Consider the following 22,291-nt stretch of genomic DNA (forward strand, 5'->3'; position numbering starts at 1 on the left):
GTGTCCACCAGAACCACGGAAAACCGGCGCTGAACCGGTGGATACCGCTGCCGCCACATTCATTCGGGCCCCAGCAGCCCGCGCCACCGATATGGTGGGCACCGTTCTTTTCAGAGATGGCAGAGGGGCACCCATGGGACTCATTCAGGCAGCGACCGGCGCACTCGGGGGGACCCTCGCGGACCAGTGGAAGGACTTCTTCACGGTTCCTGAAGGCCTGACGCCCACTGCGGCCATCTTCTCGGCCGTGCCGCGGGGCACCAATGCCGGCCGCGGTTCCAACACGAAGGCCTCTGACGGAGTCATCACCAACGGCAGCAAGATCCTCGTACCCGAGGGCTATGGCCTGATCCTGATGCAGGACGGCGCGATCACGGGCTTCGCGGCCGAGGCAGGAGCGTATGAGTGGAACTCTGAGGCCCAAGAATCCCAGTCGATCTTCGCCGGGAACGGCATCGTGAGCCCGATGGTCACCACGTCGTGGGAGCGCTTCAAATTCGGCGGCCGACCCAGCTCCCAGCAGCGCGCTTACTTCGTCACGCTCAAGGAGCTGCCGAACAACAAGTTCGGGACGCAGTCTGAGATCTACTGGGACGACGCCTACATGAACGCCCAGGTCGGCGCGGTCACGCGCGGCACCTACACGATGAAGATCACCGACCCAATCCTGTTCATCAAGGCATTCGTGCCCGCCGCCTACCTCGAGCCAGGGCGGGCCTTCGACTTCACCGACATCGAGAACGACGCCGCCTCCCAGCTCTTCAACGAGGTCGTCGGCTCCTTGGCGCCAGCCTTCTCGATGTACACGAACGACCCCTCGAAGGGCAACCGGATCACCAAGATCCAGCAGGACTCGATCGGCTTCGCCCAGAGCCTCTCGGCCGCCGTCGAGCAGAACTACACGTGGAGTTCAGGACGCGGCCTGGAGATCATCTCGGTCGCGCTCATCTCCATCGAATACGACGAGAACACCCGCGAGCTGCTGCGCAACGTGCAGCGTGCCGACGCACTGTCCGGTGCCCGTGGGAACTCCAACCTGCAGGCCTCGGTCGCCGCGGGCTTCGAGTCGGCCGGTGAGAACGCCGGCCCCGGCGGCCTGATCGGCATGGGCATGGCCGCCGGCGCCACCGGGATCGGCGGTCTGCAGCAGCCGGTGCCGGGAGTCGGCGCTCAGTCCACTCCACAGGCTCCCGCTGCTCCAGCCGCCGCGCCCGCGGCCGCAGCACCCGCCGCCGATGACCCGATGGCGGTGCTCACCAAGGCGAAGCAGATGCTGGACGCCGGCCTGATCACGCAGGAGGACTACGACGCCGCGAAGGCGAAGGCTCTCGGCCTGTGACCCCCGAGACACCGATGGGCGAGGGCCTGCCAGGACCTACGGCTCCACACCCCGGCGACTCCCCAGACCCCCAGCTGGTGGAGTTGGCTCCTGAAGATCCGACGATCAACACCGCCAACCAGCAACTGGAGGACGGCGTCAATCGCTGTCCCACGTGTGGATCAACCGACATCCAGTTGCGGGTCTCGAGCTCGATGCTGATCTGCCTGTTCTGCCGTCACGAATGGGCCGAAGCCTTGGTGGAACCGTTGGTCAGCGGTCAGGAGTCGCTTCGCGACCTCACTGGCACGACGCTGGCCTCGGGCGCTGCTGACATCGACAACGATGCAGACGCGGGGATGCTGACCCTGAAGTGCGCTGGCTGTGGCTCGGAAGTGGTGGTGAATACCTCCGAGGTCATGTCGTCGCGGTGCCACTGGTGCCGACATGTGCTCACGGTCAACGAGCAGATGCCCAACGGGGCGGTGCCCGACGCCGTGCTGCCGTTCACGGTCACGCGCGACCAAGCGGTGGCACACATCAAGGAGTTCGCTGGCAAACGGAAGATGTTCGCCGACCGCCAGTTCGTCGCTGAGTTCACGCCGGAGAACGTGGTGGGCGTCTACCTGCCCTACATGGTCGTCGACAGCAACGCCCGTGGGACGGTGGAAGGTGTCGGGGAAGTGCAGACCCGGAAATACACCCGTGGCAGCGGTGACAACAAGGAAACCGTCTATGACGCCGACATCTACCGCATCGACCGGCACCTCGACTTCACGGTCGATGACCTGACGTTGGAGTCCTCGACGGAGCGCTCTGACATGAACGCGTTCGTCAACACCAATAACGTGATCAACACGATCCTGCCGTTCGACACGAAGAACGCTGTGCAGTGGAACGCCAACTATCTGGTCGGTTACACCTCCGAGCGCCGCGACACTGACGTATCGGCACTGATGCCTGCGCTGGAGGACCAACTACTCTCGATCGTCCGGTCCGAGGTGCGCAGCTCCGTCACGAAGTATGACCGCGGCGTGCGCTGGGAGTCCGAGGGGGTTGCCGTGCATGGGACAAGGTGGGTCTCGATGTACCTCCCCGTGTGGCTCTACTCCTACTACCACGAAGATCGAGGACGGGCCATGGTGCACTACATCGCCGTCAACGGACGCACTGGCGAGACCATGGGCAGCGTGCCGGTCTCCCACAAGCGGCTCGCGGTGGCGGCGCTGACCGCCGGAACCGTGCTTGAAACCATCGCCATCACAATCTTGGCGGTCTCATGAGCGACCTCGCCCTGCAGCTGTCCCACGCCGCCGTGGCGACGCTCGAGACATCATCGGACTCCGGCGCCCCGTTGGTGCTGCTGCTCCTGGGGCCGGCCGGCGCCGCCGGCGTCTACTGGGTGCTCTACCGCTACTACCGCAACACCGACAAGTCGCATGACTTCGAAAAGGAAACCATCATCGAGTCGCAGCCCGCGACCGGGAGTGACCACAAGGTGGACACTGTGAGCGGGACGAAGCGGACCCAGATCAACGGCAACAACGTCACCCAATATCGCAAGCGAGTGCAGCGCTCGGGCTGACTGCTGCATGCGTGGTGCACTCGCTGCGGCGCTGGAACGTCGGATCGAAGGAACGGTGAGTTCGCCGGAAACCGACAAACCCCGCCAGCGGGCCAGCATTTCCCGTCAGCCACCAAAAACGGGCGCAGGTACGCGCGCAAAGCGGGGTCACACACGTGGACGTACGTGCCCAGCATTCCCCGTGTCAGCAGACCCAGGCCTCGAAGTACGCATCGTGAATGCGGTGACCGGGCGAACTCCTCAGGGAGCTGACCATCAACCCAGACCGTGACTACCAAGGCCAATGAAAAAACTCCCGAACCTGCAAAATGCAGGTCCGGGAGTTTCCGATGTCCTGAGACATCACAACGTCGGGCTGACAGTGTGCTGGTTCAGGACATAGGCGACACATCTCTCAAGACATAGGAGACACCTCGGCTGCTGGTGATGCTCGAGCATGTCGAAGGCTCGTCTGGTCATCACCGCCCTGTTCGTCGAGCACCAGTCACCGTCGGAGGTCGCTGCCCGCTACGGCGTCCACCGCTCCTGGGTCTACAAACTCAAAGCCCGCTACGAGACCGAGGGCGACGCCGCACTCGAACCCCGATCGCGGCGGCCCAAGACATCACCCACAGCGATCAGCGACCACACCGCAGACCTGGTCGTCCGTCTGCGCAAACAGCTGTCCGAGGTTGGTCTGGACGCCGGACCCGACACCATCGCCTGGCACCTCCAGCAGCACCACGACGTCACTGTCTCGGCCGCCACGATCAGCCGACACCTGGCCAAAGCCGGCCTCGTCGTCCCCGAACCGAAGAAGCGACCTAAGTCGTCCTACATCCGCTTCGAAGCGCAGATGCCCAACGAGACCTGGCAATCAGACTTTCCCCAAGCACTTCGTGCAGGGAGGTGCCCCACCCACTACCCCTCGCCGACGGCACCGACACCGACACCGAGATCCTGACCTGGCTCGACGACTGCACCCGCATGGCGATCCGCGTCACCGCCCACCACCGGGTCACCACGCCCATCGTCCTCGCCGAGTTCCGTGCCGCGATCAAAACCGTTGGAATCCCCGCCTCAACCCTCGCCGACAACGGCATGGTCTACACCGTCCGCCTCGCCGGCATCGGCCGCCAAGGCGGACGCAACAGCTTCGAGCACGAACTCCGCCGACTGCACGTGATCCAGAAGAACGGCCGACCGAACCACCCACGACTCAGGGCAAAGTCGAGAGATTCCAACAGACCTTCAAGAAGTGGCTCCGCGCTCAGTCGGTCCAACCCGCGACGATTGTCGAGCTGCAGGCACTACTCGATGAGTTCGTCGACGAATACAACCACCGCCGCCCCACCGGTCGTTGCCACACCGAGCAACACCGGCAACGCTCTATGACTCGATGCCCAAAGCCTTGCCAGGCAACTCCCGCGACACCGACACCCACGACCGGATCCGCCACGACCGCATCGACAAAACAGGGGCCGTGACGCTCCGCGTCAACGGCAAACTCCACCACATCGGCATCGGCCGAACCCACGCCCGAACCCACGTCATCCTGCTCATCCAAGACCTCAACGTCAGGGTCGTGAACGCCGTCACTGGGGAGCTACTCAGAGACCTAGAAATAGACCCAGAACGCGACTACCAACCGCGCAAATGAAGAACACCCGAACCTGCTTCCGCAGGTTCGGGTGTCTCTTATCTCTTGCGAGATCACACGGTCGGGCTGACAGGATTTGAACCTGCGACCCCCTGTTCTGGAACGGCCCAGTCGCGACCTTTGCTCGATCTTGTCAAAACATGCTCTGATCTGCACCGATGTCGTCGCGGACCGTCCGCGCGTGCGACCGAGCATGCGGCGCTTTGCCCGAATATTCGGGGTTAAAGTGCGGACCGCAGCAGGCTCTCCATGACCCGGAACCCAGGGATCGAGAGGCCCCATACTTGTCCGAAAATGAACCGAGGCCCCGCGTCCATCAATACCTGCCGGAGCCGGATACTGATCGGCGATAGGTCACTTCCACGATCTGCGGGCCCACTTCGTGGTTTAGCCGTCGTCGATGACGGGTGACGAACCGGCGTAGATCGACACATCGGATACTAAGCAACGAAGTCCGTACGTGACCCCGACCGGATCGACGTCATGCGCAGGCAGCGGGAGGTTCTCTGGAACCGCCGCCATCAATTAATCATCGGCGCCTTCATGCGACCGGGAGCGACCTCGTTGACGCGGATCTTGTCTTCGGTCAGCACGATCGTCGATCGTACCGCGTCACGTTGAAACGACGCCCTTCGAAGCGCCGTACGCAACCGAACCCGCGTCGACAACGCTTCCTCGCATTTCCCGTCGGGCATGGAATGTTGATGTTCAGCCTCTGTCCAGCCACCTGAATCGCTGGGATGACAACGATGATTCCGGGGGTGCGCCATTCTGGCTCATCACAATCAATCGATTCGAGCCCTCGAGGGTCTCGGTTCTGACCGTATCGCCCATGTCGACAGTGACCGCGTCATTCACGAGAACTGGGACGCTTCAGTAGATTTCTCGAACGTATTCACGACGACCCGATCCGATCACCCTGATGAGTCCAGGCGGCCCGACTTCGGATCTTGGCCGGTCTAAACCTAAGACTTGGTGAGGGCCGATGACACGCCTCGACACAGGTCGAGTGCCTTCCCATGTCCTTTGCGTGCTCTTGCCGAGAGATGCGCTGACCCTGCACGGAATCCCCACCGGTCCGGAGTCACATGACGGATTCTCGGATGACAGAATGCCAGGCATGTCAGAGTCCTTGCGCCTACTCGGGTCCTGCGCGACCCTGCCCACCGAGTACTGGTACCACGTCGCCGCCCAAGACGAGATGCCGCTTGCAGGGGTGGCTCGGGCTGCACGCGTGCTCGACGAACTTGATAAGAAGTTTCCGACGGCCGACGACTATGCACCTGGCGCTCTCGCGGTCGAGACCATTGCCCAATGGCTATACGCGGACCCGGACATCGCCCACGAGCTTCGCCTCGTTCTATCACTCTCCGACAAGCGCTTCTACCTTGATCTCAGCTATCGACTGAGTCGAGAGATCTACGAAGTCGACGGTGCCGCGAGGACTCTGTGCGGATGCTCTCCGAGCGGGATGAAGAGGCACACGACAAGCGCTATCCTCGGTTTTCTCAAGAAGGGTGGGGATGCTCGCCGACTGCGTGTATCCCAAGTCATTGCTGAATATTTGGTGGGTCGCAGATTGCTTATTGTGCTGGACCTCTACTTTGGACTCAGCCAGGTGATGCGCAGCGCCGTCAATGACCTTTGGCTTGCTCCTCACGACGTTCAGCAGAACGAAACGAAACGAAGGGGTCACGGCGCGGAGGCGGAGATCGCATTGGCACTCCAAGATGCGGGATTAAGCATCTTGCCAGCCAATAAGGGGACGGAACCCATGGGAGCTGCAGATCCGAATATCAGCCTCGAAACGTTTGAGGTATCGCCGCGAGACCCCAAGAAAACGGTCAGCGCGGATATTGCCCTGACGGACAGTCGAGGTGCACTTCAAGCAATGATCATGGGGTTGGTCCAGTCATCCGACCCAGGCCAATTCGGCGTGGATAAGGCGGCAACCAACGGAACGATTCGCACTCGTCTAGACGAACACCGGACAGAAACAGGATCCAACCTAGAAATCTGGGGAATCGTCGATGGGATCGGATATGCCGAAAATCCTAATGGGACGATCATTCCGATGCTTGGACACTTTCATGAGTTCATCCAGCACAACTCTGCATACAAAGCGGTCCTTGCGGCCTCGCGACTTGGGCTTTGCAAAGTCGTCGCGGTTAGGTACGACCCAGACTTCTACTCCATCGAAACGGCAACGCAGATGCACACTCGGTATGGCGGTTCAGCCGCGATGCTTGTCGGGCAGGAAGCGCCGCCGGCAGGTCCGCGCCCGCTCGTGGCTGGACGAGCAACAATTTGGCTCCATTAGTCACCCGAGCCGCTGCCTCGCCGCGCGCGCTTCCGCACTTGAAACATCCCAGAGCGATGCCACGAGGTCGTCCAACTCATCGAGAAGTGAAGTCACGTCATCCTCAGCCGCCACTCGCCTATGGCCCTCTGCGCAGACTTCAGAAATCTGACGATGCACGCTACTCGAAGGATCCCACCGGGGCACACCGATCTTGGCTACGATGCTGGGTGAGATCTGCGTCGAGACCATCCGACTGTGCACGTGCTCGACTACGACAGAGCCTGCCAACACGCCGCCGACGTAGTAGGCCTCTTCAGGCGATGAGCATGCGATTAGCATCAACTTCTCGTTGGGTATCGCCGGTTGAGGAGCACAATTTGCGTCGATTGTCACCGGCCCCACAACGGCCGTAGTGAAGACCTTTGCAATATATCGCCACACCACCTTCCAGTCCGCGAACGTGTACTCTCCAACACGCTGGCATGCATAGAAGTCGGTTGCTCGGTATTTCTCTTCCCATGCCGAGAAGCCTTTACGCTCACCGAGAATTCCCCTGAACTGTTCCAGGTACGCCAACGTCCGCGGGGCCGATTCGCGAAGGTCAGAAATCGACACCGCCGCCATTTTGCTGTCAGCGGTATGGGGAAGCAAGACCGCTAACTCGGCTTGCGATCGCCACTGCGATACGTCTCGCCCACGGAGGAAGGGATAGACATGTCTTGGCTCGATTACGGCTTCAACCTGTGGCACCACACGACGCGCCCTTTCGACCACGTTCTCGACTTTAAGTAGGCCATCCTCGCGGCGGCCATTGAGCCGAAGGTGGAAGACTGCATTGGCCCCCCCTGTAAAAAGCCCGGTTCGCGCCTTGTAGGCGTTAGCGCCGTCTAGGCGCCGATGAACTTCCATCCCCGCCGCGGCTCCAGTAGACCAGCTACTGGAGGCGTCATCAGCGCTCGCAAGTTGCGCCATGCCTTCGCTGACTGGTCCATTCAACGCACCAGAACCTGTAGTCGGCTGAAGCATACGATCGAGTTTTCCCCATTTCCGGAACGGGACAGGAAAAGCCGTCCGGAGCCCATTCTGACCCAGAATGACTATTGTGCGATTCGATACACCCTCGAATGGCTTCGCTTCCACGAAATCCTCCACCAAGGAGACCTGAAATGGTTCCTTCAGTTGCCCCAGCTCGAAGCGCCGGAAGTCACGATGGTTCGAGGCCGACTTCAGCAGGGACTCCGGAAGCACAAACCCGAAAGAACCGTCGCCGGCGAGCCGAAAATGTATGGCATGCGCAACGAAAAGCGCCGAGATGTCTTCCTTGCTATACCCCATCACTCGGCCCGTTGCACCGAAGATACCGAGCGCGGGCCAAAGAGCACTGTGTTTTTTCCTGTACTCAGCTGGCATGTACTCCCAATTGACCCAGGGCGGATTTCCCACGACTAGATCGACACGCGTAGCGCCTTCCCGCTCTTCCAGCGAGTCTGCGTGCGAGATCCCCCGTGGAATTGTCGGTGGAGTAACGCGACCCTCGCGCCGCAGCCGCGAGCTGGCGAAGGTCAAAGAAGCAATTGTCAGGAGGCAGGGAACAAGTTCCACATCTATGCCGTGGATCTTGGTGTCAATTATGTGGATCGCTTCGTGAGAATCGATCGATCCAGCGACTACCGCCTGACGAATCTCCTCGGCCGCGGCTACCAAAAAAACACCCGACCCACAAGCCGGATCGATAATTGACTTTCGCAGGCTTTCAGCGTCCTCACAGCGATATCCGGCGGATCGGATGACATGGCGAGCCAGCCACTGGGGCGTATAATAGGAACCGATCGCGTGTCTCACTTGGCGAGGTACCAAGTGCATGAACTCAGATTGAAACAGATCAGCGAAGGGTCCGTCCTCGCTTAGGAGAGCAGCGATTTCCAGCGCCTCTGCCTTCTGCGCCCCAGGGACTAGGCGGTCCAACAGCGCATCGATCTCTCTGACAATCGGAGCTGCCTTCTCCACAACCGGTGGGGCAGCGTGATCCAACGGGTCGTCTCCCCCAACGCAGCAAACAATCAGTCGATACGCACGCGCCAGCATGTAGCGCTCAACCGAGTAGACAAACCTGCTCAAGTCAGGCTCATCTACGGCGCCGAGAACACTCTTCAGTTGCGCTGGCGGGACCTTTTTCTTTCGGTCCAGTTCGCCCCGCACCGCTGCGACCTCATGGGCCCACTGGTCAAAGTCAGCCCGAAGTGCCCCGCCATCGTCCGAGGACGCTTCATAGAGCGCGCAAATGATGTCACCTTGATGCGGTCTCATGCGCCACCGATCGCGATCATAGTGGGCGCCTGACGCTGAGTGCTCATGTCCAGACACTTTAGTCGCGCTCGAACGAAGGTCGAAGTCACGGCCACAGCCTTCAGCACACTGGCCGCTCATGGTCGAAACGACCCAACAGCGAACTCGCACACTCTGACTACGTCCCGTGTCGCGAACAAGCCGTATTTGATGGCGTTCCATGCGCAGGTGAGAACCACCAGGTTTAGCCAGCCAGGGCCACCGGAATCGAGGATCACGGTGAGTCCAACTGTGGCCGCGAGGTAGCCGGCGGTGAGTGCGGACGAGACTGGGAATGCCCACCTACGACCAGCTGGCCTCCGCAGGTGACGAATCAGGATGTTGCTGGGGGCATACGCGTTGAGGTATCGGTGGATGCTTCCGGCTACGCGGAACGAGAGTGCAAGGATCACGGCGATCACCCTTTCGAGGAACAGACACCCGGCGGTGTCTCGCTCTCAGGAGTAGCCGGGCCTCGGTCCGCTGCGCTCTTCAGGTTCGATCACTGTGGACAACCGCGACCTGCGTGTCCCTGTGGAGAACTCAGCGACCGACGCCTGGCTCCAGGGCTGGTGCGGTTGAACACGAAGTTGCCTCCCCATCACGAGTGATCTCTGTGGCTCTCCTCAATGCGGCTTGGGCGCGGGCTCGATCGGATCGCTGGCTCTCGTTGGCCGGCCGAGGGCCCAGCGCATCTGAACCAGTGATGCCGTGACGGTCACGGTAGGCGGCAACTATCGTCACCTCAGAAATCCAGCGGTTGACGTCCGATGGACTCTCTGGGCGGGAACCGAGGCCGCGCAGCCACGACTCGCTGCCCAGGGCGGCTTGATCGACCAGCGCGACGGCACGCTTTTCCATGTCGTGCTGGCGCTCGTCGAGCGCTCGGCGATCCTTCGGGTTCAGCGTCCCAGTCGCGACTGGGACGAGTCCGACGATGAGTTTGGACTCGATCCGACGTCGCCCGATCCTTCGGGGCTGTGCGGTTGCATGGTGGAGACGGGTGATGAGGACCGCGCCGACGTCCGCTGCGTCCGCCAGTCCTCGGCTCGCGACCAGCCTGGGTAGCAACGTCTCGAGGTCGTAGCCGTTGGCTTCGGCTCGCCGGAGCTCGGCGGTCAGCGGTCCGAAGGCCTCGGACTCAATGACTCGTTCGATGTCGGCATCGCCGAGGCCACAGTCGCTGACCAGGGCAACCCAGCGCGAGCGCTGCGCGCCTGCGGCTATCGTTTCGTACTCCGCAGCCAGTTGTTCGATGGAGAACCATTGGTCCTGCTCGGCCTTGATCGTCTGGTGGGCGGAGAGTTCGGCTCCGGACCGTTGGAGTATCCCGTAAAAAACAGTGCGGGCGTTGATCTCGCCTTCCTGTGGCGGGGTATGGGTGTCGTCGGGGTCGTCGAGGGCGACGTAGACGGTGTTGGACTTCCGACCACGGGTCATGGAGACGTAGAGGTTCTCGCGGTTGGTGGCGCCGGAGGCGACGACGTGGGCGGTATCCACGGTGGAGCCCTGGGCCCGGTGAGCGGTGATGGCGTAGCCGAGATCGATGTGTTCACGTACGTAGCCGGCGGGCAGGACGACCGTCCCTGTAGCCTTCTGGCCGATGCGTGCGGCGATCACTGATCCGTCGGGTGTGACGTCTGTGATGCGCCAGCGGTCGCCGTTGTGCACCCAGCCGCCGCGAAGCGAACGCAGGTGGCGTTGGTTCCGTCGGGTGACAATCAAGTCGCCAACCGAGGCGCGGTTGCCATCGGCCAACGCGACCTCGCGGCCTGCTTCGGTTTCACCGGAGAGGATGCGTTCAGCGCGGGCTCGCTGGTTGAGTTTGCTGACGGTGGCTTTGGCTTCGGTCACCAGCACGCTGGACAGTCCGGCCTGGATGTCGTGGCGCCAGGCGTGGTAAGCGGCATCGGTCATGGCGTCGGTGTCGCCTTCACGGACTCTGTCGTTGCGGACGTAGGTGCTGATCACGTCAGTGGCGCCATTCCGTAAGGCTGCGGTGGCGTCTGCTTCCCAGTCCTGGTCGAAGCGGAGGATCTCGATCAATTCGGGGGTGTCGTCGCGCGCTTCGGCGAGCATTGAGAACGCTCCACCTGCATCGACGGATTGCAGTTGTGCCCAGTCCCCCACCAGCAGGACTTTCGCGCCTGCCTCGGTGGCGATTCCGGTGATTTTGTCCAGGGTGTGGGTGCCGGCGAGAGTTGCTTCGTCGATGATCACGAGCTGGCCTCGTTTGAACTCAGCCCGACCCTGGTCGTACTCGTGGAGCCACTTCGCGGTGTTCTCGCACGAAATGCCGAGGTCATCGGCCAGGACCTGTGCTGCCGCGGCGGACGGCGCGAGGCCGATCACCGAGTCCGCGCCGCGCGCAGTTGTCCATGCTGAGTGAAGGGCGCGCATGGCGGCGGTTTTGCCTGCCCCGGCTGGTCCGACGAGAAGGTCGATCTGACGGCCGGATTCGGCGATCTTGCCGAGTGCCTGGGCCTGTCCTTCGGTGAGTTGATGACCGAGCAGAGCGTGGCTGCTGGCGTCCTCGATCAGCTTCGGCTTGACGACGGGTGCGATCAGGGTGTTTGCCCGTACGAGCAGTCGGTCTTCCGCCGCGAGCAGGCTGGCTGAGCTGAACACGGTGGAATGTTGGGGACGGAACCGGCTCGAACCATCCTCCCGTCGAAACGCGTCGGGACTGATCGCCAACTCCGGAGGTGTCAGACGCAGCGAAGCTTGAGTTGCTGCGTCGACGATCATGCCCACGACGGCTTCACGATCCTGCGGGGTTGCGAAGCGCCAATCCATCGTCTGTCGCGATGCCTCGGCCCACAGGTTCCAATGTCGCCAGGTTGAGCGCTTCTCCCCCACGACCGCGACAACTTGCCTGCCGGTGGTCGCCACGAGGTCGAGGGGCACGTCTTCGGCACGCAACGCCGCGGAAGGCCTGCCTGTCGTGATGCCTCGAGCCCACTCCGTGGACCCCGCAGGAAGGAGGTCTTCTGCACGATGGCGCCAGCCGTCGGTGAGTTCCGCAAGTGAGTGCAGTTCCTTCTCTGGTCGGGTGGCAATGGTGGCGGTCGCGCGAAGTTCCACGATGGTCTTCGGCGACGGTCGGCGTCTGTAGGAAGCGGCGTACTCCTCGATCAGGCGGTCGGTTTCGATATCGATCTCGCGCGATCGGCTGGAGAACTCGCGGATCAGTTCCTCACTGACTCCAGCGATCTCCAACGCTTGGTTGCGGTCGGCGCCGCGGTCACGTCTGTCCCACTGCACACCGAAACGTTGGGTCAGGATGTCGGCGAGAACTGCGTTGTAGTGCTCCGAGATCGCGACCACGCAGCGGTGGATCGGGACGCTGTCCAGGCTGCGCCATTTCTGGTCGTATACGGTGCGGACCTTGTTGGACACGACGACATGGGTGTGGAGCTGCGGATCACCGGCCCGCGAGTCCCAGTGGTCATAGGCGGTGGCCGCGACGCCCACTACCTCGTGCTGAGCAACGGCGCCGTTGCGGGCGTTCACCCCTGCCCGGGTGACTGCGACCTCTCGCTCGAAGAAGGCCAGCACCTCCGCGACCGCCTCATGGTGAGCTTCGACGATCTGCGCTTGGGTGCCTGCGTCGGCGAGGCCCCAAAGCACGGACACGGACTTGGGCACACTGAATGTCAGGTCGAAACCGGACACTGCGGTCTTTGGTCCGCCGGCTTCCTCTTCGTGATTGATCCGAGCAACCTCTGCGGCGCGCGCCTCGCCGTCGAGTGACTCATCGAGTGCCTCGATTCGCTTGTCGATCCGCTCCTGAACCGAGAGATACGTCGGGTACCCCCGGCCGAGTTGGTCTCCCGTTACCGGGTCACGTCCATGGACGAGAAGCAATTCAAGTTGCGCGGGTGTCACGACATCGCCGGATGTCAACTGGCCGTCGCCGAACTCTGCTACCCCAGACCCCATCCACACGCCGGGCGGTGTCCCGGCCTCGGCGTAGTACCGCGTCATCGGCGCTCTCAAGGAACGGTTGCCGTCGCCAACCACGACGCTCTTAAGCAGGTAGTTGCACCCGTGTCCCGGGGTCATCTTCCGCATGGACACCGTCACGCGATCCACCTCCTCGCAAACAAGGTGCGCCAGCCGCTCCCCCTCGCTGTGCCAGAGGTGTGACCGGATTGAGGGTGGGGGTGAAATCGGCGACCGAGTGGGCGACTCAGGGGCGGGAAACTGCGGTGCACCTTGTCTGGTGAGGTGCGAGAGGAGAACCATCGATGTTGCGTAGATCACATTTCAATGGCTCAATAGTTGCAGGCGGTGAATTCGGTGGACCCGCCATCGGGGCACCGTCTGTTGCTCCCACCGGGAGGTTTCGGTGGCGGCGGACGGACTTGGCCATGACCAAATCGCAAGGAGCTTTTTCGGTAGCGACAGCAGTTCTACTGCTCGCCGTCATGACCGCTTGCGGCTCAGACTCCGAACCAGACTCGGCTCCGACGCCATCGCCGAGCGTCAGCCAAACAGTCATGTCACCCAGCCCGACTCCGGCCTCACCCGAGGATGAAGCCTCTGCGTCCGCGGTCGAGGCAGTGACCGTGTACTACTCCACGATCGACAAGATCCGCCAGGATCCCAAGGCTCCGATCAGCAATCTCGACGCCGTGGCAGTAAGCACGCAACTCTCGGCACAGGAGAAGTTCCTCTCGAACCAACGGAGCGACGGGCTCCATCAAGTTGGCGACACCAAGGTCATCGAGACGAAGGTCCAGTTGGTCAGCTTGGACAACTCAGACCCGTCAGCGGGTCGGGTTCCATCGGTGACCATTGACGTGTGCTGGGACGTCAGCGGCGCCGACCTTCTGGACGCTGACGGTAAGTCGGTCGTGCCAGCAGATCGGGCAGACCGTGGCTGGACGCGTCTGACCGTGGCGAACTACTCCTGGGATACCGATCCCGAGGGCGGTTGGCGTGTTGCCGGCGGCAAGGACGTGGAGAAGTCGCCGTGCACCGCGTAGGTTTGCGGCTCTTTGCATTCTCAGCCCTACTCGCTGGGTGCATGATCGGCGCCGGGACATCAACCGCGACGGCAGGCAGCAAGACCGTGTGTCAGCAGCAAGACCCGTTATCGGGCGTCTGTGTGGTGTGGGTCGTCGTCGACGTGCCCGGGACCGCGAAGGTCGATGACGGCCCGAAGGACACGGGCACGGGTCAGACTTGCTATTGGGACGGGACGAAGCAGGGCATCAGCAAGCCACCTCCTGGTCCGGTGCCGTGTTCGTCGGAGTACGGCTATTGGTCGAACGCCTACCACTGCTACATACGAGTATTCGCACCGCAACCGCCGGCCGGTGATCCAAGTTGGCAGGGGCACGAACCCGGCGATGGCGCGGTGTACGACTGCTATCAACCGCAGACTGGCCTGCTGATCCACATATGGTCTGCGGACGCACCGGAGAACTCCGGTGCCGGCCCCAGCCCACGCGATGTCGCACAACTGGCGATCGACGACATGGCGCTGCGTGCGATCGACATCGGCATCACGCCATCCCCGGCCGCGGGCCGCATTGGCCTTGTGGGCATGCCGGTGTGGATGTGGGCGCAGGGTCCCGACGACCACACCTATGGCCCGATCACCGCGACAGCGAGCGCGGGCGGCATCACCATCACCGCGACTGCGACGGTCCGACGAGTGACGTGGGAGATGGGTGACGGCACCACTGTGGTGTGCGACTCGGCGGGGACGCCGTACCAGGCGAAATACGCCAAGCAACCTTCCCCGGACTGCGGGCACATCTACGAAACCTCAAGTGCAGGCGAGCCCGGTGACACCTACACAGTGACGGCGACTTCCGCGTGGGTGATCACGTGGGCGGGCGCTGGCCAGACCGGAACCATCCGCCTTGACGGGCTTCAGCGGTCCGTCGAGATCACCGTCGGCGAGGCACAGGTGCTCGTGGAGTAAACGGGCACGAACGAGAGGCGAATCAACGATGAGCAGCACGGCGACACGAAACGGGCGACTGCCCGCTCACGATTCAGCCCCGACCGCGTCTCCGATGGGGCCGCCTCCGAAACTGCGTCGGCGTCCGGCGATGGTGGCTGGCGCCGTCATTGCGATCTGTCTGGGCGCGCTCATCGGGGGTTGGGCCTGGACCACGACCACCAACACCCACGAGGTACTTGCAGCGCGTGCTGACATCGAGCGGGGCGCAGTCATCGAGGCCGACGATCTCGTCCGGGTCCGCATCAACACCGACCCTGCCTTGAAACCCGTGTCGGCCAGCTCCCTCGAATCCGTTGTGGGGCAGCGTGCCGCCGTCGACATCGCAGCCGGCTCGCTTCTGACGCCAAGCACGTACGCCGAAACCGTCCTGCCGAGCAGCGATATGTCCGTCGTTGGTGTCGCTCTCACCCCGGCGCAGGCTCCTGGCATGGATCTTCGGGCTGGGGATCGTGTCCGTGTTGTCGTTACCCCAGCAGAGGGAAGCGATGCTCCGGCGGGTGCTCCGCCGTTCAGTGAGGCCGAGGTAGTCGGTGCTCGGGTCTCTGATACGACCGGCGAACTGATTGTGGATCTCTTGGTCCCCCACGGGGAGGCGGCACAGCTCGCCTCTCGGGTGGCCACCGGGAACGTGGCGATCGTCCTGGATTCCAGGGAGCGCTGAGGGTCATGGCTGTCATCGCGCTCTGCTCAGCTTCTGGTTCACCTGGTGTCACGACGACGGCGCTCGGGTTCGCGTTGCTGTGGCCCCGGCCAGTTCTCTTGGTCGAGGCTGATCCGACCGGTGGCTCCGGGATCCTCGCCGGCTACTTTCGCGGAATTCGTGCCTATGACCAGGGCCTGATCGAGCTCGCTCTGTCGTTGACCGAGGTCGCTGACTTGTTGCCACGGATCGCTCAGCCCATCGGTACCTCCACTGCCGGCTTCATCGCGGGACCACGCGCACATACCCAAGCAGCGGCGCTCCCCGGGCTCTGGTCTCCCCTGTCTGATGCGTTACATGAACTCGAGTCGACCGGTCAAGACGTCCTCGTGGACTGCGGCCGCCTCGGTCTTGCCGGGTGGCCTGAACCGATTCTCGCCGAAGCGGATCTCGCGCTCCTGATGTCCCGCACACACTTGCCGTCAATCTCAGCTGCGAGGTCGTGGGCGGACACCGCCCAACGCGGTAGCCCAGCGTGGTCTCACCCCGGGGTGCTTCTCGTCCGCGAGAGCCAGCCCTATTCAGCGAAGGAAGTGGGCGGCGTGCTCAGCCTCCCGGTCCTCGGCGTACTTGCTGACGACTCCGACTCTGCTGCGGTCCTGCACCGGGGTAGGTCGATCCCGCCTGGTTTCGATCGCAGCCCGTTGGTGCGCAGTCTTCAGGCCGCGATCTCGGCCATCCACGCGACAGTGTCCGCACATCGCAGCGAGCTCGCTTCGGAGGTGTACTCAGGTGTCCAGTGACCATCTTGTGCGACCGACGAATGCCGACCCGCATCTCATCGATCTCCCACTCTTCACTCAACCGTTGCCGAACGGCACGGCGGACATCTCGTCGATGTCTTTTGAGTCGATCTCGACCTCGGCGCTCCCCCGACAGGAGGTCGACTGGACGTTGGTTGCCTCGCTTCGATCCTTGGCCTCCAAGCAGTTGAGCCAGGCGATGGCGGCAGCGACCGCGCGCCTGGACAAGACCGCGCAGTCGGAGTTGGGTCGGGCGATCGTACTGGATCTCATCGAGTCAGCCACGGCCGAACGAGTCGACGCGGGCGCGGGGGCGTGGACGGCTGCGGAGCAGACGGCGCTCGCACAGGCAGTGTTCGATTCACTGTTCCGGCTGGGACGCCTCCAGCCGCTGGTCGATGACGACAGGGTCGAGAACATCATCATCGCCGGGCACGACAACGTGCATCTGGAGCTGACCGATGGCTCCCTCATCGACGGCCCTCCCGTCGCAGACTCCGACGCTGAACTCATCGACTTCCTCGTGTTCCTCGCCTCCCGCAGCGAGGTCAACGCCCGCGGCTTCTCCGAAGCACAACCCAGGCTCCATCTGCGCCTCGATGGCGGATCCCGGTTGGCTGCTGCCGCGTGGGTGACGCCACGGCCATCGGTGGTGATCCGTCGCCACCGGCTCATGCATGTCACGCTCGATGATCTCGTCGAACGCGGGATGCTCTCGGCGCTCCTCGCTTCGTTCCTGCGTGCCGCTGTCCGGGCCCGCAAGTCCATTGTTGTCGCGGGGTGTCAGGGCGCCGGTAAGACGACTCTAGTCCGCGCCCTGTGCTGTGAGATCGATGAGCATGAGGCCATCGGCACTTTCGAGACCGAATACGAGCTTCATCTCGATCAGCTGGGACGTCACAAGATCGTGCATCCGTGGGAAGCCCGGCCGGGATCGGGTGAACGCGGTGCGGATGGCCGATTGGCTGGCGAGTTCACACTCGACGAGGCACTCGTCGACTCCTTCCGCTTCAACCTGTCGCGTCAGATTGTCGGGGAGGTTCGCGGCCGGGAGATCTGGGCGATGATCAAGGCGATGGAGTCCGGCACCGGCTCCATCTCGACAACGCACGCCTCCGATGCCGTCGCCGCGATCCGCAAACTGGTGACCTGCGCGATGGAAGCCGGCGCCCACGTCACCCATGACTTGGCCGCCAGCAAGCTGGCCTCCACTATCGATCTGGTCGTCCAGCTCGATCTAACGACCGAGCGGATTCCAAGCGGGTTCCGACGCCAGCGCTCGGTCTGTGAGGTCATCGCGGTCGCTCCGGGTGAGCGCGAGACCGGGTATGCCACGACACACCTGTTCTCCCCTGATGCCGCTGGCAATGCCAGGGCGGATGTCTTGCCCGACGAATACCGGGCACTTGCCTCGTTCGGGTTCGACCTCGGCGCGTTCCTCAGCGAGCAGCAGGTGTTGTCGTGATCGCGCTCGCGCCGGCAGCGGCAGGCGCACTCATCGTTGCGGGAGTCATAGGCCTGTTCCTCGGGCTGAAACCGTCTCCGCCTCCTCCGCCTCGCTCACGGCCGACCCGGTTGAAGCCCTTGAGCCAGCGGAGCAAGCGACTTGTGCTGGTGGGCGTGGTCGGTGGCGTAGTCGCCTGGCTCATCACGGGATGGGCCCTTGCGCTGCTCGCAATTCCGGCCGCTGTTGTCGGTGTCCCCGTCCTGCTGTCCAACTCTGGCGCCGAGGCGAGCATTGCCCGGCTGGAAGCAATGGAGGAATGGACTCGCTCGTTATCGGGCGTTCTGACGGTTGGGATCGGGCTGGAGCAGGCGCTGGTGGCCACACAGCGTTCCACGCCGGCCGCCATCGAGCCTGAGGTTGGCCGTCTGGTTGCGCGCCTTCGGTCGCGTTGGGACACCGAGGACGCCGTACGCGCGTTCGCCGACGAACTCGATGACGCCACCGGGGATCTGGTCGCTGCCAACCTGATCCTTGCCGCGCGACGTCGTGGCGCCGGTCTCGCACACGTGTTGGAGAGCCTCGCGGACTCGGTGTCTGCCGACGTGCGCGCTCGTCGACAGATCGAGGCCGACCGGGCGAAACCTCGGGCGACCGCACGGTGGGTCACCATCATCAGCGTCGGCGTACTGGTCGTGCTCGCAATCTCGGGCACCTACGTCGAGCCGTACCGCAGCCCCTTGGGTCAGGTGATTCTCGTGACGCTGCTGACGGCGTACGTCGCCACCTTGGTTTGGATGAAGCGAATGGCGATCGGTAAGCCACTCGCACGATTCTTATCGCAGGCGCCACGTGCTGCTGGGGGTACGTCGTGATCGCGGGATTGCCGTTGGCGATGGCGATGGCGGCGGGTGCTCTGGTGATGCTCGGCGGCGTGTTGCTGGTGGCCCGACTTCTGCCAGCCCAGGTCGACTTGGCCGACGCGCTGGTACGACTAACACCATCGCGACATCAGACCTCCGCAGAGGCAACTGATCGGGCCGCGACCGGCAAGGAACGCCTTGGCGTGTGGGCGATCCGGGTGCTGCCGCCGGGCATGTGGGTGCGTACGCCGGTGCGTGAACTGGCGCTGCTGCGCATCTCGCTCGCGAAGTTCTATGGCGACAAACTCACCTTCGCTGTCATCGGGCTTGTTTCTCCGTCGTTGCTCGCGGTGTTCTTCGAGGTCCTGGGCATCGGGTTCCCGTTGGTCGTACCGGCCTTTGCCTCGGTGGCGCTGGCCGTCGTCATGTTCTTCATGCCCAACTACAACGCAGTCGATGAGGCGAAGAAGGCGCGGGTGGAGTTCGCCCGGGCACTGGGTGCCTACATCGACCTCGTCGCGCTGGAGCGCAACAACGGTTCCGGCGTACGGCAAGCGATGGAAGCAGCAGCCGACGTCGGAGACTCCTGGGTGTTCCAGCGGCTCAGCGAGGAACTCGGCCGCTCCAGATGGTCCGGCCTGCCGCCGTGGGATGCGCTGCACGCGCTCGCCGAGGAACTCGGACTCCCCGAGCTCGACGACTTCGCCGACATCATGCGCCTATCCGGAGAAGAAGGTGCTGCGGTCTACACCAACCTGCGTGCGAGATCAGCGGCCATGCGGACCGCGATGCTCAACGCCGAGGTCGCACAAGCCAACGCGGTTGGCGAGCGCATGACCATTCCAGGGTCCCTGCTGGGAGTGATCTTCATGGCGCTGCTGGTCGCGCCGTCGCTGCTGCGGATGTTCAGCGGCACCTGAATAGCGAAGGAAGGAAGGAGACGATGAGGAAATTGTTCGCGGTGGTGATGGTGTGGGCGTTCTCGTGGAGCGACCCACCCCGACGTGACGAGCGCGGCTCGGTGACAACCGAGCACGTGCTGTGGGCGGTGGCGGTGATCGCCATCGTCGGCATCGTGGTTGCGGCGGTGAAGACCTATGTCGAGATCCAAGCCGGGAAAATCAACTGACCGCCGGCGACGGGATCAGCGAGGCTCGGTCTCCATCGAGCTGGTGATCTTGTTGCCGGCACTCTTCGCGGTTCTCTTCGTCGGAATGCAGGCCGCGCTCTTTTACCACGCCCGGACCGTGGCTATCGCTGCTGCACAAGAGGGCGCCCGTGCCGCTGGAGCCGAGGGCGGCAGCGAGTCACGTGGCGTCAACGCGGCCGAGGACTTCATCGCCGACGTTGGCGACGACGTACTGCAAGGACCCACCGCGGCCGCAGCACGAACGGCGACGACGGCAACCGTGGTGATTGAGGCACGAAGCCTGAGCGTGATTCCCGGCTGGAATCCCACCATCCGCCAAAGCGCCACTGTCCCCATCGAACGGCTCACGACACCGTGAACAATCGGCGAGGTGAACGCGGCTCTGCCTCGATCGAGGCAGCGATCGCCATACCGGCGTTCGGGCTGTTGGTGGGACTCATCATCTTCGGCGGACGGACCGCCATCACCCAACAGTCGGTCGAATCCGCGGCCTCTGATTTAGCCCGCTCGGCCTCAATTCTGCGCACTGACGCGGAGGCCAGGTCAGCAGCGCAGAAGGCAGCGTCGACCAGTTTGAACAACCAGGGGGTCAACTGTCTCCGCGTCGATGTCGCCGTCGACACCGAACAGTTCAGCCGCAGCGTCGGTGAACAGGCCCAGGTGGAGGTGACGGTGTCGTGCCTCCTTGACCTCTCGGACCTGTCAGTGCCCGGCGTACCCGGCACTCGCACGATTTCGGCGACCATGACCAGCCCCCTCGATACATGGCGGGAGCGATCTCGATGACGCAACAAGGCATGCGTGATGAGCGGGGGTCGATCAGCATCTGGGTGATCACCGCAACGCTGGCGATGATGATCCTCGTCGGGCTTGCCGTGGACCTTGGCGGCCAGGTTCACGCCCAACAGCGCGCACACGACGTCGCTGCTCAGGCCGCGCGCACGGGCGGCCAACAGGTCCAAGCCGCGCCCGCCGTCGAAGGCCGCTACGTCGCGCTCGATACCGCCGCAGCGCGACAAACAGCCGAGGAGTATCTCGCTGCCGCCGGCGTTGAGGGCACCATCACCGTGACCGGCGGAAGCACCCTCACCGTCAACGTGACGGACATCTACGAGCCGACGTTCCTGTCGCTCATCGGCGTTGGAGATCTCAAGGTCACCGGCGACGCGTCGGCGCGGCTGATCAGAACTACCGGAGGAGTCGAGCGATGACCCGAATCAATCCCCGTATTCGCGGTCTTGCCGCTGTCGCACTCATCCTCGTCGTGCTGATCGGCACTCCCCCGCTGCTGATCTTCATCGGCGCCACACCGTGGAACGTCGATTGGTCCCAACTGCGGATGCTGCTACTCAGCCCCGATGACGGAACAGTCGCCCTGATCATCATCGGGATCGTCGCGTGGATGGCGTGGGCCGTGATGGCGTTCTGCTTGATCAGCGAGGTCATCGCCGCCGCCCGTGGGATCCGTACGCCGCGACTACCCCTCATCGGGTCTGGTCAGCACCTCGCAGCCCAACTCGTGGCCACGGCCGCTCTCCTGTTCACGGTGGCACAGCCTCTCGCAATCACCTTTACTGCGATGCCGGCACATGCCCAGGATCAGACGCCGCACGATGTTCGGCCCGCGCAGGCGCCGGTCGAACATGTTGTGCCGTCTGCCGAGCCACCGCAGACCGGTGCCACTGCTCGGGTCGAGCCAGCCCCAGTCTCCTACACGACCCGGCCTCACGACAGCCTCTGGAAGATCGCCGAAACCCAACTCGGAGACGGCGCACGCTTCACCGAGATCGTCGCCCTCAACCCAGGCCAGTTCCCGAACGGACCCGAGTTCCTCACGACCGGAGTCGTGCTTCAACTGCCAGCAACTGCGACTGATCCCGACGACCGCACACTTGCCGCTGACGATGTGCCGTACGTCGTCGAGGATGGGGACACCCTGTGGGACATCGCCGACGAAGAGCTCGGCGACCCGACTCGGTACGACGAGATCTTCGACGCCTCCCGCAACACGACTCAGCCAGACGGTCAGCGACTCACGGACCCCGACCTGATCCGGCCCGGCTGGGAATTGAACATCCCCGACGATGCGCCGCCGCCGGAGGCGGCACCCAAGCGGGAGGAAGTGCCGCCGCCTGTCGCTGAAGAACCCACCGAGGTCGCCCCGCCACGGTCGAGCCAGCGCCTCCGGAAGTGAGCGCAGCACCGCAGCATGATTCCGCCGACAGTCTCGCCTCTGACACCA

General features: G+C 63.3%; 21 protein-coding genes. 18 read left to right on the forward strand and 3 right to left on the reverse strand.

The features are described 5' to 3' along the window. Positions 1–133: 133 nt before the first annotated feature. The 7 genes from C6I20_RS07605 to C6I20_RS07625 all read left to right on the forward strand — a co-directional run bounded on the left by C6I20_RS07605 (position 134) and on the right by C6I20_RS07625 (position 6,862). The gene (locus C6I20_RS07605) at positions 134–1,339 is read left to right on the forward strand and encodes an SHOCT domain-containing protein (RefSeq protein WP_118395406.1); all 1,206 of its coding nucleotides are present in this window, start codon (positions 134–136) and stop codon (positions 1,337–1,339) included. Beyond that, positions 1,336–2,601, forward strand: coding sequence for a TFIIB-type zinc ribbon-containing protein (locus C6I20_RS07610; protein WP_162891192.1), 1,266 nt, complete (start codon positions 1,336–1,338; stop codon positions 2,599–2,601). The genes C6I20_RS07605 and C6I20_RS07610 overlap by 4 nt, the downstream gene beginning before the upstream one ends. After that, positions 2,598–2,903: a hypothetical protein gene (locus tag C6I20_RS07615; protein ID WP_118395408.1), complete on the forward strand. Its 306-nt coding sequence runs from the start codon at positions 2,598–2,600 to the stop codon at positions 2,901–2,903. Before C6I20_RS07610 ends, C6I20_RS07615 begins: the two co-directional genes overlap by 4 nt. A 436-nt stretch (positions 2,904–3,339) precedes the next feature. Next, entirely contained in the window at positions 3,340–3,846 is a 507-nt protein-coding gene (locus C6I20_RS17340) for a helix-turn-helix domain-containing protein (RefSeq protein ID WP_216823024.1), read from the forward strand. Continuing rightward, a complete protein-coding gene (locus tag C6I20_RS17345; protein ID WP_216823025.1) occupies positions 3,782–4,369 on the forward strand; it encodes an integrase core domain-containing protein in 588 nt (195 codons plus the stop codon). Before C6I20_RS17340 ends, C6I20_RS17345 begins: the two co-directional genes overlap by 65 nt. Continuing rightward, positions 4,282–4,542: a hypothetical protein gene (locus tag C6I20_RS17350; protein WP_216823126.1), complete on the forward strand. Its 261-nt coding sequence runs from the start codon at positions 4,282–4,284 to the stop codon at positions 4,540–4,542. Before C6I20_RS17345 ends, C6I20_RS17350 begins: the two co-directional genes overlap by 88 nt. Positions 4,543–5,662: 1,120 nt before the next feature. After that, a complete protein-coding gene (locus C6I20_RS07625) occupies positions 5,663–6,862 on the forward strand; it encodes a hypothetical protein (protein ID WP_118395409.1) in 1,200 nt (399 codons plus the stop codon). Here the strand turns inward: C6I20_RS07625 and C6I20_RS07630 are convergent, their stop codons facing one another. Beyond that, positions 6,863–9,151 carry an N-6 DNA methylase gene (locus C6I20_RS07630; RefSeq protein ID WP_162891193.1) on the reverse strand — a complete coding sequence of 763 codons (2,289 nt, stop codon included), beginning with the start codon at positions 9,149–9,151 and terminating at the stop codon, positions 6,863–6,865. It abuts the gene before it with no gap. Between the two features lie 561 nt (positions 9,152–9,712). Next, positions 9,713–13,255: a MobF family relaxase gene (gene mobF, locus C6I20_RS07635; RefSeq protein WP_118398722.1), complete on the reverse strand. Its 3,543-nt coding sequence runs from the start codon at positions 13,253–13,255 to the stop codon at positions 9,713–9,715. Between the two features lie 485 nt (positions 13,256–13,740). Between mobF and C6I20_RS07640 the strand changes: the two genes are divergently transcribed. The 3 genes from C6I20_RS07640 to C6I20_RS07650 all read left to right on the forward strand — a co-directional run bounded on the left by C6I20_RS07640 (position 13,741) and on the right by C6I20_RS07650 (position 15,810). Next, entirely contained in the window at positions 13,741–14,160 is a 420-nt protein-coding gene (locus C6I20_RS07640; RefSeq protein ID WP_162891194.1) for a hypothetical protein, read from the forward strand. A 41-nt stretch (positions 14,161–14,201) separates the two neighbouring features. After that, positions 14,202–15,107 (forward strand): hypothetical protein, encoded by a 906-nt coding sequence (locus C6I20_RS17075; protein WP_162891195.1) that lies wholly within the window; start codon positions 14,202–14,204, stop codon positions 15,105–15,107. A gap of 130 nt (positions 15,108–15,237) precedes the next feature. Further along, positions 15,238–15,810: an SAF domain-containing protein gene (locus tag C6I20_RS07650; protein WP_254052290.1), complete on the forward strand. Its 573-nt coding sequence runs from the start codon at positions 15,238–15,240 to the stop codon at positions 15,808–15,810. A gap of 839 nt (positions 15,811–16,649) precedes the next feature. On the opposite strand, the gene C6I20_RS17610 is transcribed toward C6I20_RS07650, so the two are convergent. Further along, positions 16,650–16,865 carry a hypothetical protein gene (locus tag C6I20_RS17610; protein ID WP_254052291.1) on the reverse strand — a complete coding sequence of 72 codons (216 nt, stop codon included), beginning with the start codon at positions 16,863–16,865 and terminating at the stop codon, positions 16,650–16,652. Between C6I20_RS17610 and C6I20_RS07660 the strand changes: the two genes are divergently transcribed. The 8 genes from C6I20_RS07660 to C6I20_RS07690 are packed head-to-tail and all read left to right on the forward strand — an operon-like array spanning position 16,792 to position 22,243. Then, positions 16,792–18,057 carry a CpaF family protein gene (locus C6I20_RS07660; protein WP_371682680.1) on the forward strand — a complete coding sequence of 422 codons (1,266 nt, stop codon included), beginning with the start codon at positions 16,792–16,794 and terminating at the stop codon, positions 18,055–18,057. The two genes, C6I20_RS17610 and C6I20_RS07660, sit on opposite strands and share 74 nt — an antisense overlap. Beyond that, on the forward strand, positions 18,054–18,911 hold the full coding sequence (locus C6I20_RS07665; protein WP_118395415.1) for a type II secretion system F family protein: 858 nt from the start codon (positions 18,054–18,056) through the stop codon (positions 18,909–18,911). Before C6I20_RS07660 ends, C6I20_RS07665 begins: the two co-directional genes overlap by 4 nt. Beyond that, positions 18,908–19,819: a type II secretion system F family protein gene (locus tag C6I20_RS07670; RefSeq protein WP_254052294.1), complete on the forward strand. Its 912-nt coding sequence runs from the start codon at positions 18,908–18,910 to the stop codon at positions 19,817–19,819. The genes C6I20_RS07665 and C6I20_RS07670 overlap by 4 nt, the downstream gene beginning before the upstream one ends. Positions 19,820–19,851: 32 nt before the next feature. Next, positions 19,852–20,028 (forward strand): hypothetical protein, encoded by a 177-nt coding sequence (locus tag C6I20_RS17080; RefSeq protein ID WP_162891032.1) that lies wholly within the window; start codon positions 19,852–19,854, stop codon positions 20,026–20,028. Next, positions 19,997–20,407, forward strand: coding sequence for a TadE/TadG family type IV pilus assembly protein (locus tag C6I20_RS07675; RefSeq protein WP_118395416.1), 411 nt, complete (start codon positions 19,997–19,999; stop codon positions 20,405–20,407). The genes C6I20_RS17080 and C6I20_RS07675 overlap by 32 nt, the downstream gene beginning before the upstream one ends. Then, positions 20,404–20,835: a TadE/TadG family type IV pilus assembly protein gene (locus C6I20_RS07680; protein ID WP_118395417.1), complete on the forward strand. Its 432-nt coding sequence runs from the start codon at positions 20,404–20,406 to the stop codon at positions 20,833–20,835. Before C6I20_RS07675 ends, C6I20_RS07680 begins: the two co-directional genes overlap by 4 nt. Beyond that, on the forward strand, positions 20,814–21,260 hold the full coding sequence (locus tag C6I20_RS07685) for a pilus assembly protein TadG-related protein (protein ID WP_118395418.1): 447 nt from the start codon (positions 20,814–20,816) through the stop codon (positions 21,258–21,260). Before C6I20_RS07680 ends, C6I20_RS07685 begins: the two co-directional genes overlap by 22 nt. Next, positions 21,257–22,243, forward strand: a complete 987-nt coding sequence (locus C6I20_RS07690; RefSeq protein ID WP_118395419.1) for a LysM peptidoglycan-binding domain-containing protein — start codon at positions 21,257–21,259, stop codon at positions 22,241–22,243. Before C6I20_RS07685 ends, C6I20_RS07690 begins: the two co-directional genes overlap by 4 nt. Positions 22,244–22,291: the final 48 nt, after the last annotated feature.

This window comes from Aeromicrobium sp. A1-2 (assembly GCF_003443875.1).
In the GTDB taxonomy this organism is placed as follows: Bacteria; Actinomycetota; Actinomycetes; order Propionibacteriales; family Nocardioidaceae; genus Aeromicrobium.

What these genes read in the sequence shown, in the direction of transcription:
- C6I20_RS07605 (WP_118395406.1), top strand. Translation starts at nt 134, where the DNA reads ATGGGACTCATTCAGGCAGCGACCGGCGCACTCGGGGGGACCCTCGCG.
- C6I20_RS07615 (WP_118395408.1), top strand. Translation starts at nt 2,598, where the DNA reads ATGAGCGACCTCGCCCTGCAGCTGTCCCACGCCGCCGTGGCGACGCTC.
- C6I20_RS17340 (WP_216823024.1), top strand. Translation starts at nt 3,340, where the DNA reads ATGTCGAAGGCTCGTCTGGTCATCACCGCCCTGTTCGTCGAGCACCAG.
- C6I20_RS17350 (WP_216823126.1), top strand. Translation starts at nt 4,282, where the DNA reads ATGCCCAAAGCCTTGCCAGGCAACTCCCGCGACACCGACACCCACGAC.
- C6I20_RS07625 (WP_118395409.1), top strand. Translation starts at nt 5,663, where the DNA reads ATGTCAGAGTCCTTGCGCCTACTCGGGTCCTGCGCGACCCTGCCCACC.
- C6I20_RS07630 (WP_162891193.1), bottom strand. Translation starts at nt 9,151, where the DNA reads ATGAGACCGCATCAAGGTGACATCATTTGCGCGCTCTATGAAGCGTCC.
- C6I20_RS17075 (WP_162891195.1), top strand. Translation starts at nt 14,202, where the DNA reads ATGATCGGCGCCGGGACATCAACCGCGACGGCAGGCAGCAAGACCGTG.
- C6I20_RS07650 (WP_254052290.1), top strand. Translation starts at nt 15,238, where the DNA reads ATGGTGGCTGGCGCCGTCATTGCGATCTGTCTGGGCGCGCTCATCGGG.
- C6I20_RS07660 (WP_371682680.1), top strand. Translation starts at nt 16,792, where the DNA reads ATGGCGGCAGCGACCGCGCGCCTGGACAAGACCGCGCAGTCGGAGTTG.
- C6I20_RS17610 (WP_254052291.1), bottom strand. Translation starts at nt 16,865, where the DNA reads ATGAGATCCAGTACGATCGCCCGACCCAACTCCGACTGCGCGGTCTTG.
- C6I20_RS07675 (WP_118395416.1), top strand. Translation starts at nt 19,997, where the DNA reads ATGTCGAGATCCAAGCCGGGAAAATCAACTGACCGCCGGCGACGGGAT.
- C6I20_RS07685 (WP_118395418.1), top strand. Translation starts at nt 20,814, where the DNA reads ATGGCGGGAGCGATCTCGATGACGCAACAAGGCATGCGTGATGAGCGG.
- C6I20_RS07690 (WP_118395419.1), top strand. Translation starts at nt 21,257, where the DNA reads ATGACCCGAATCAATCCCCGTATTCGCGGTCTTGCCGCTGTCGCACTC.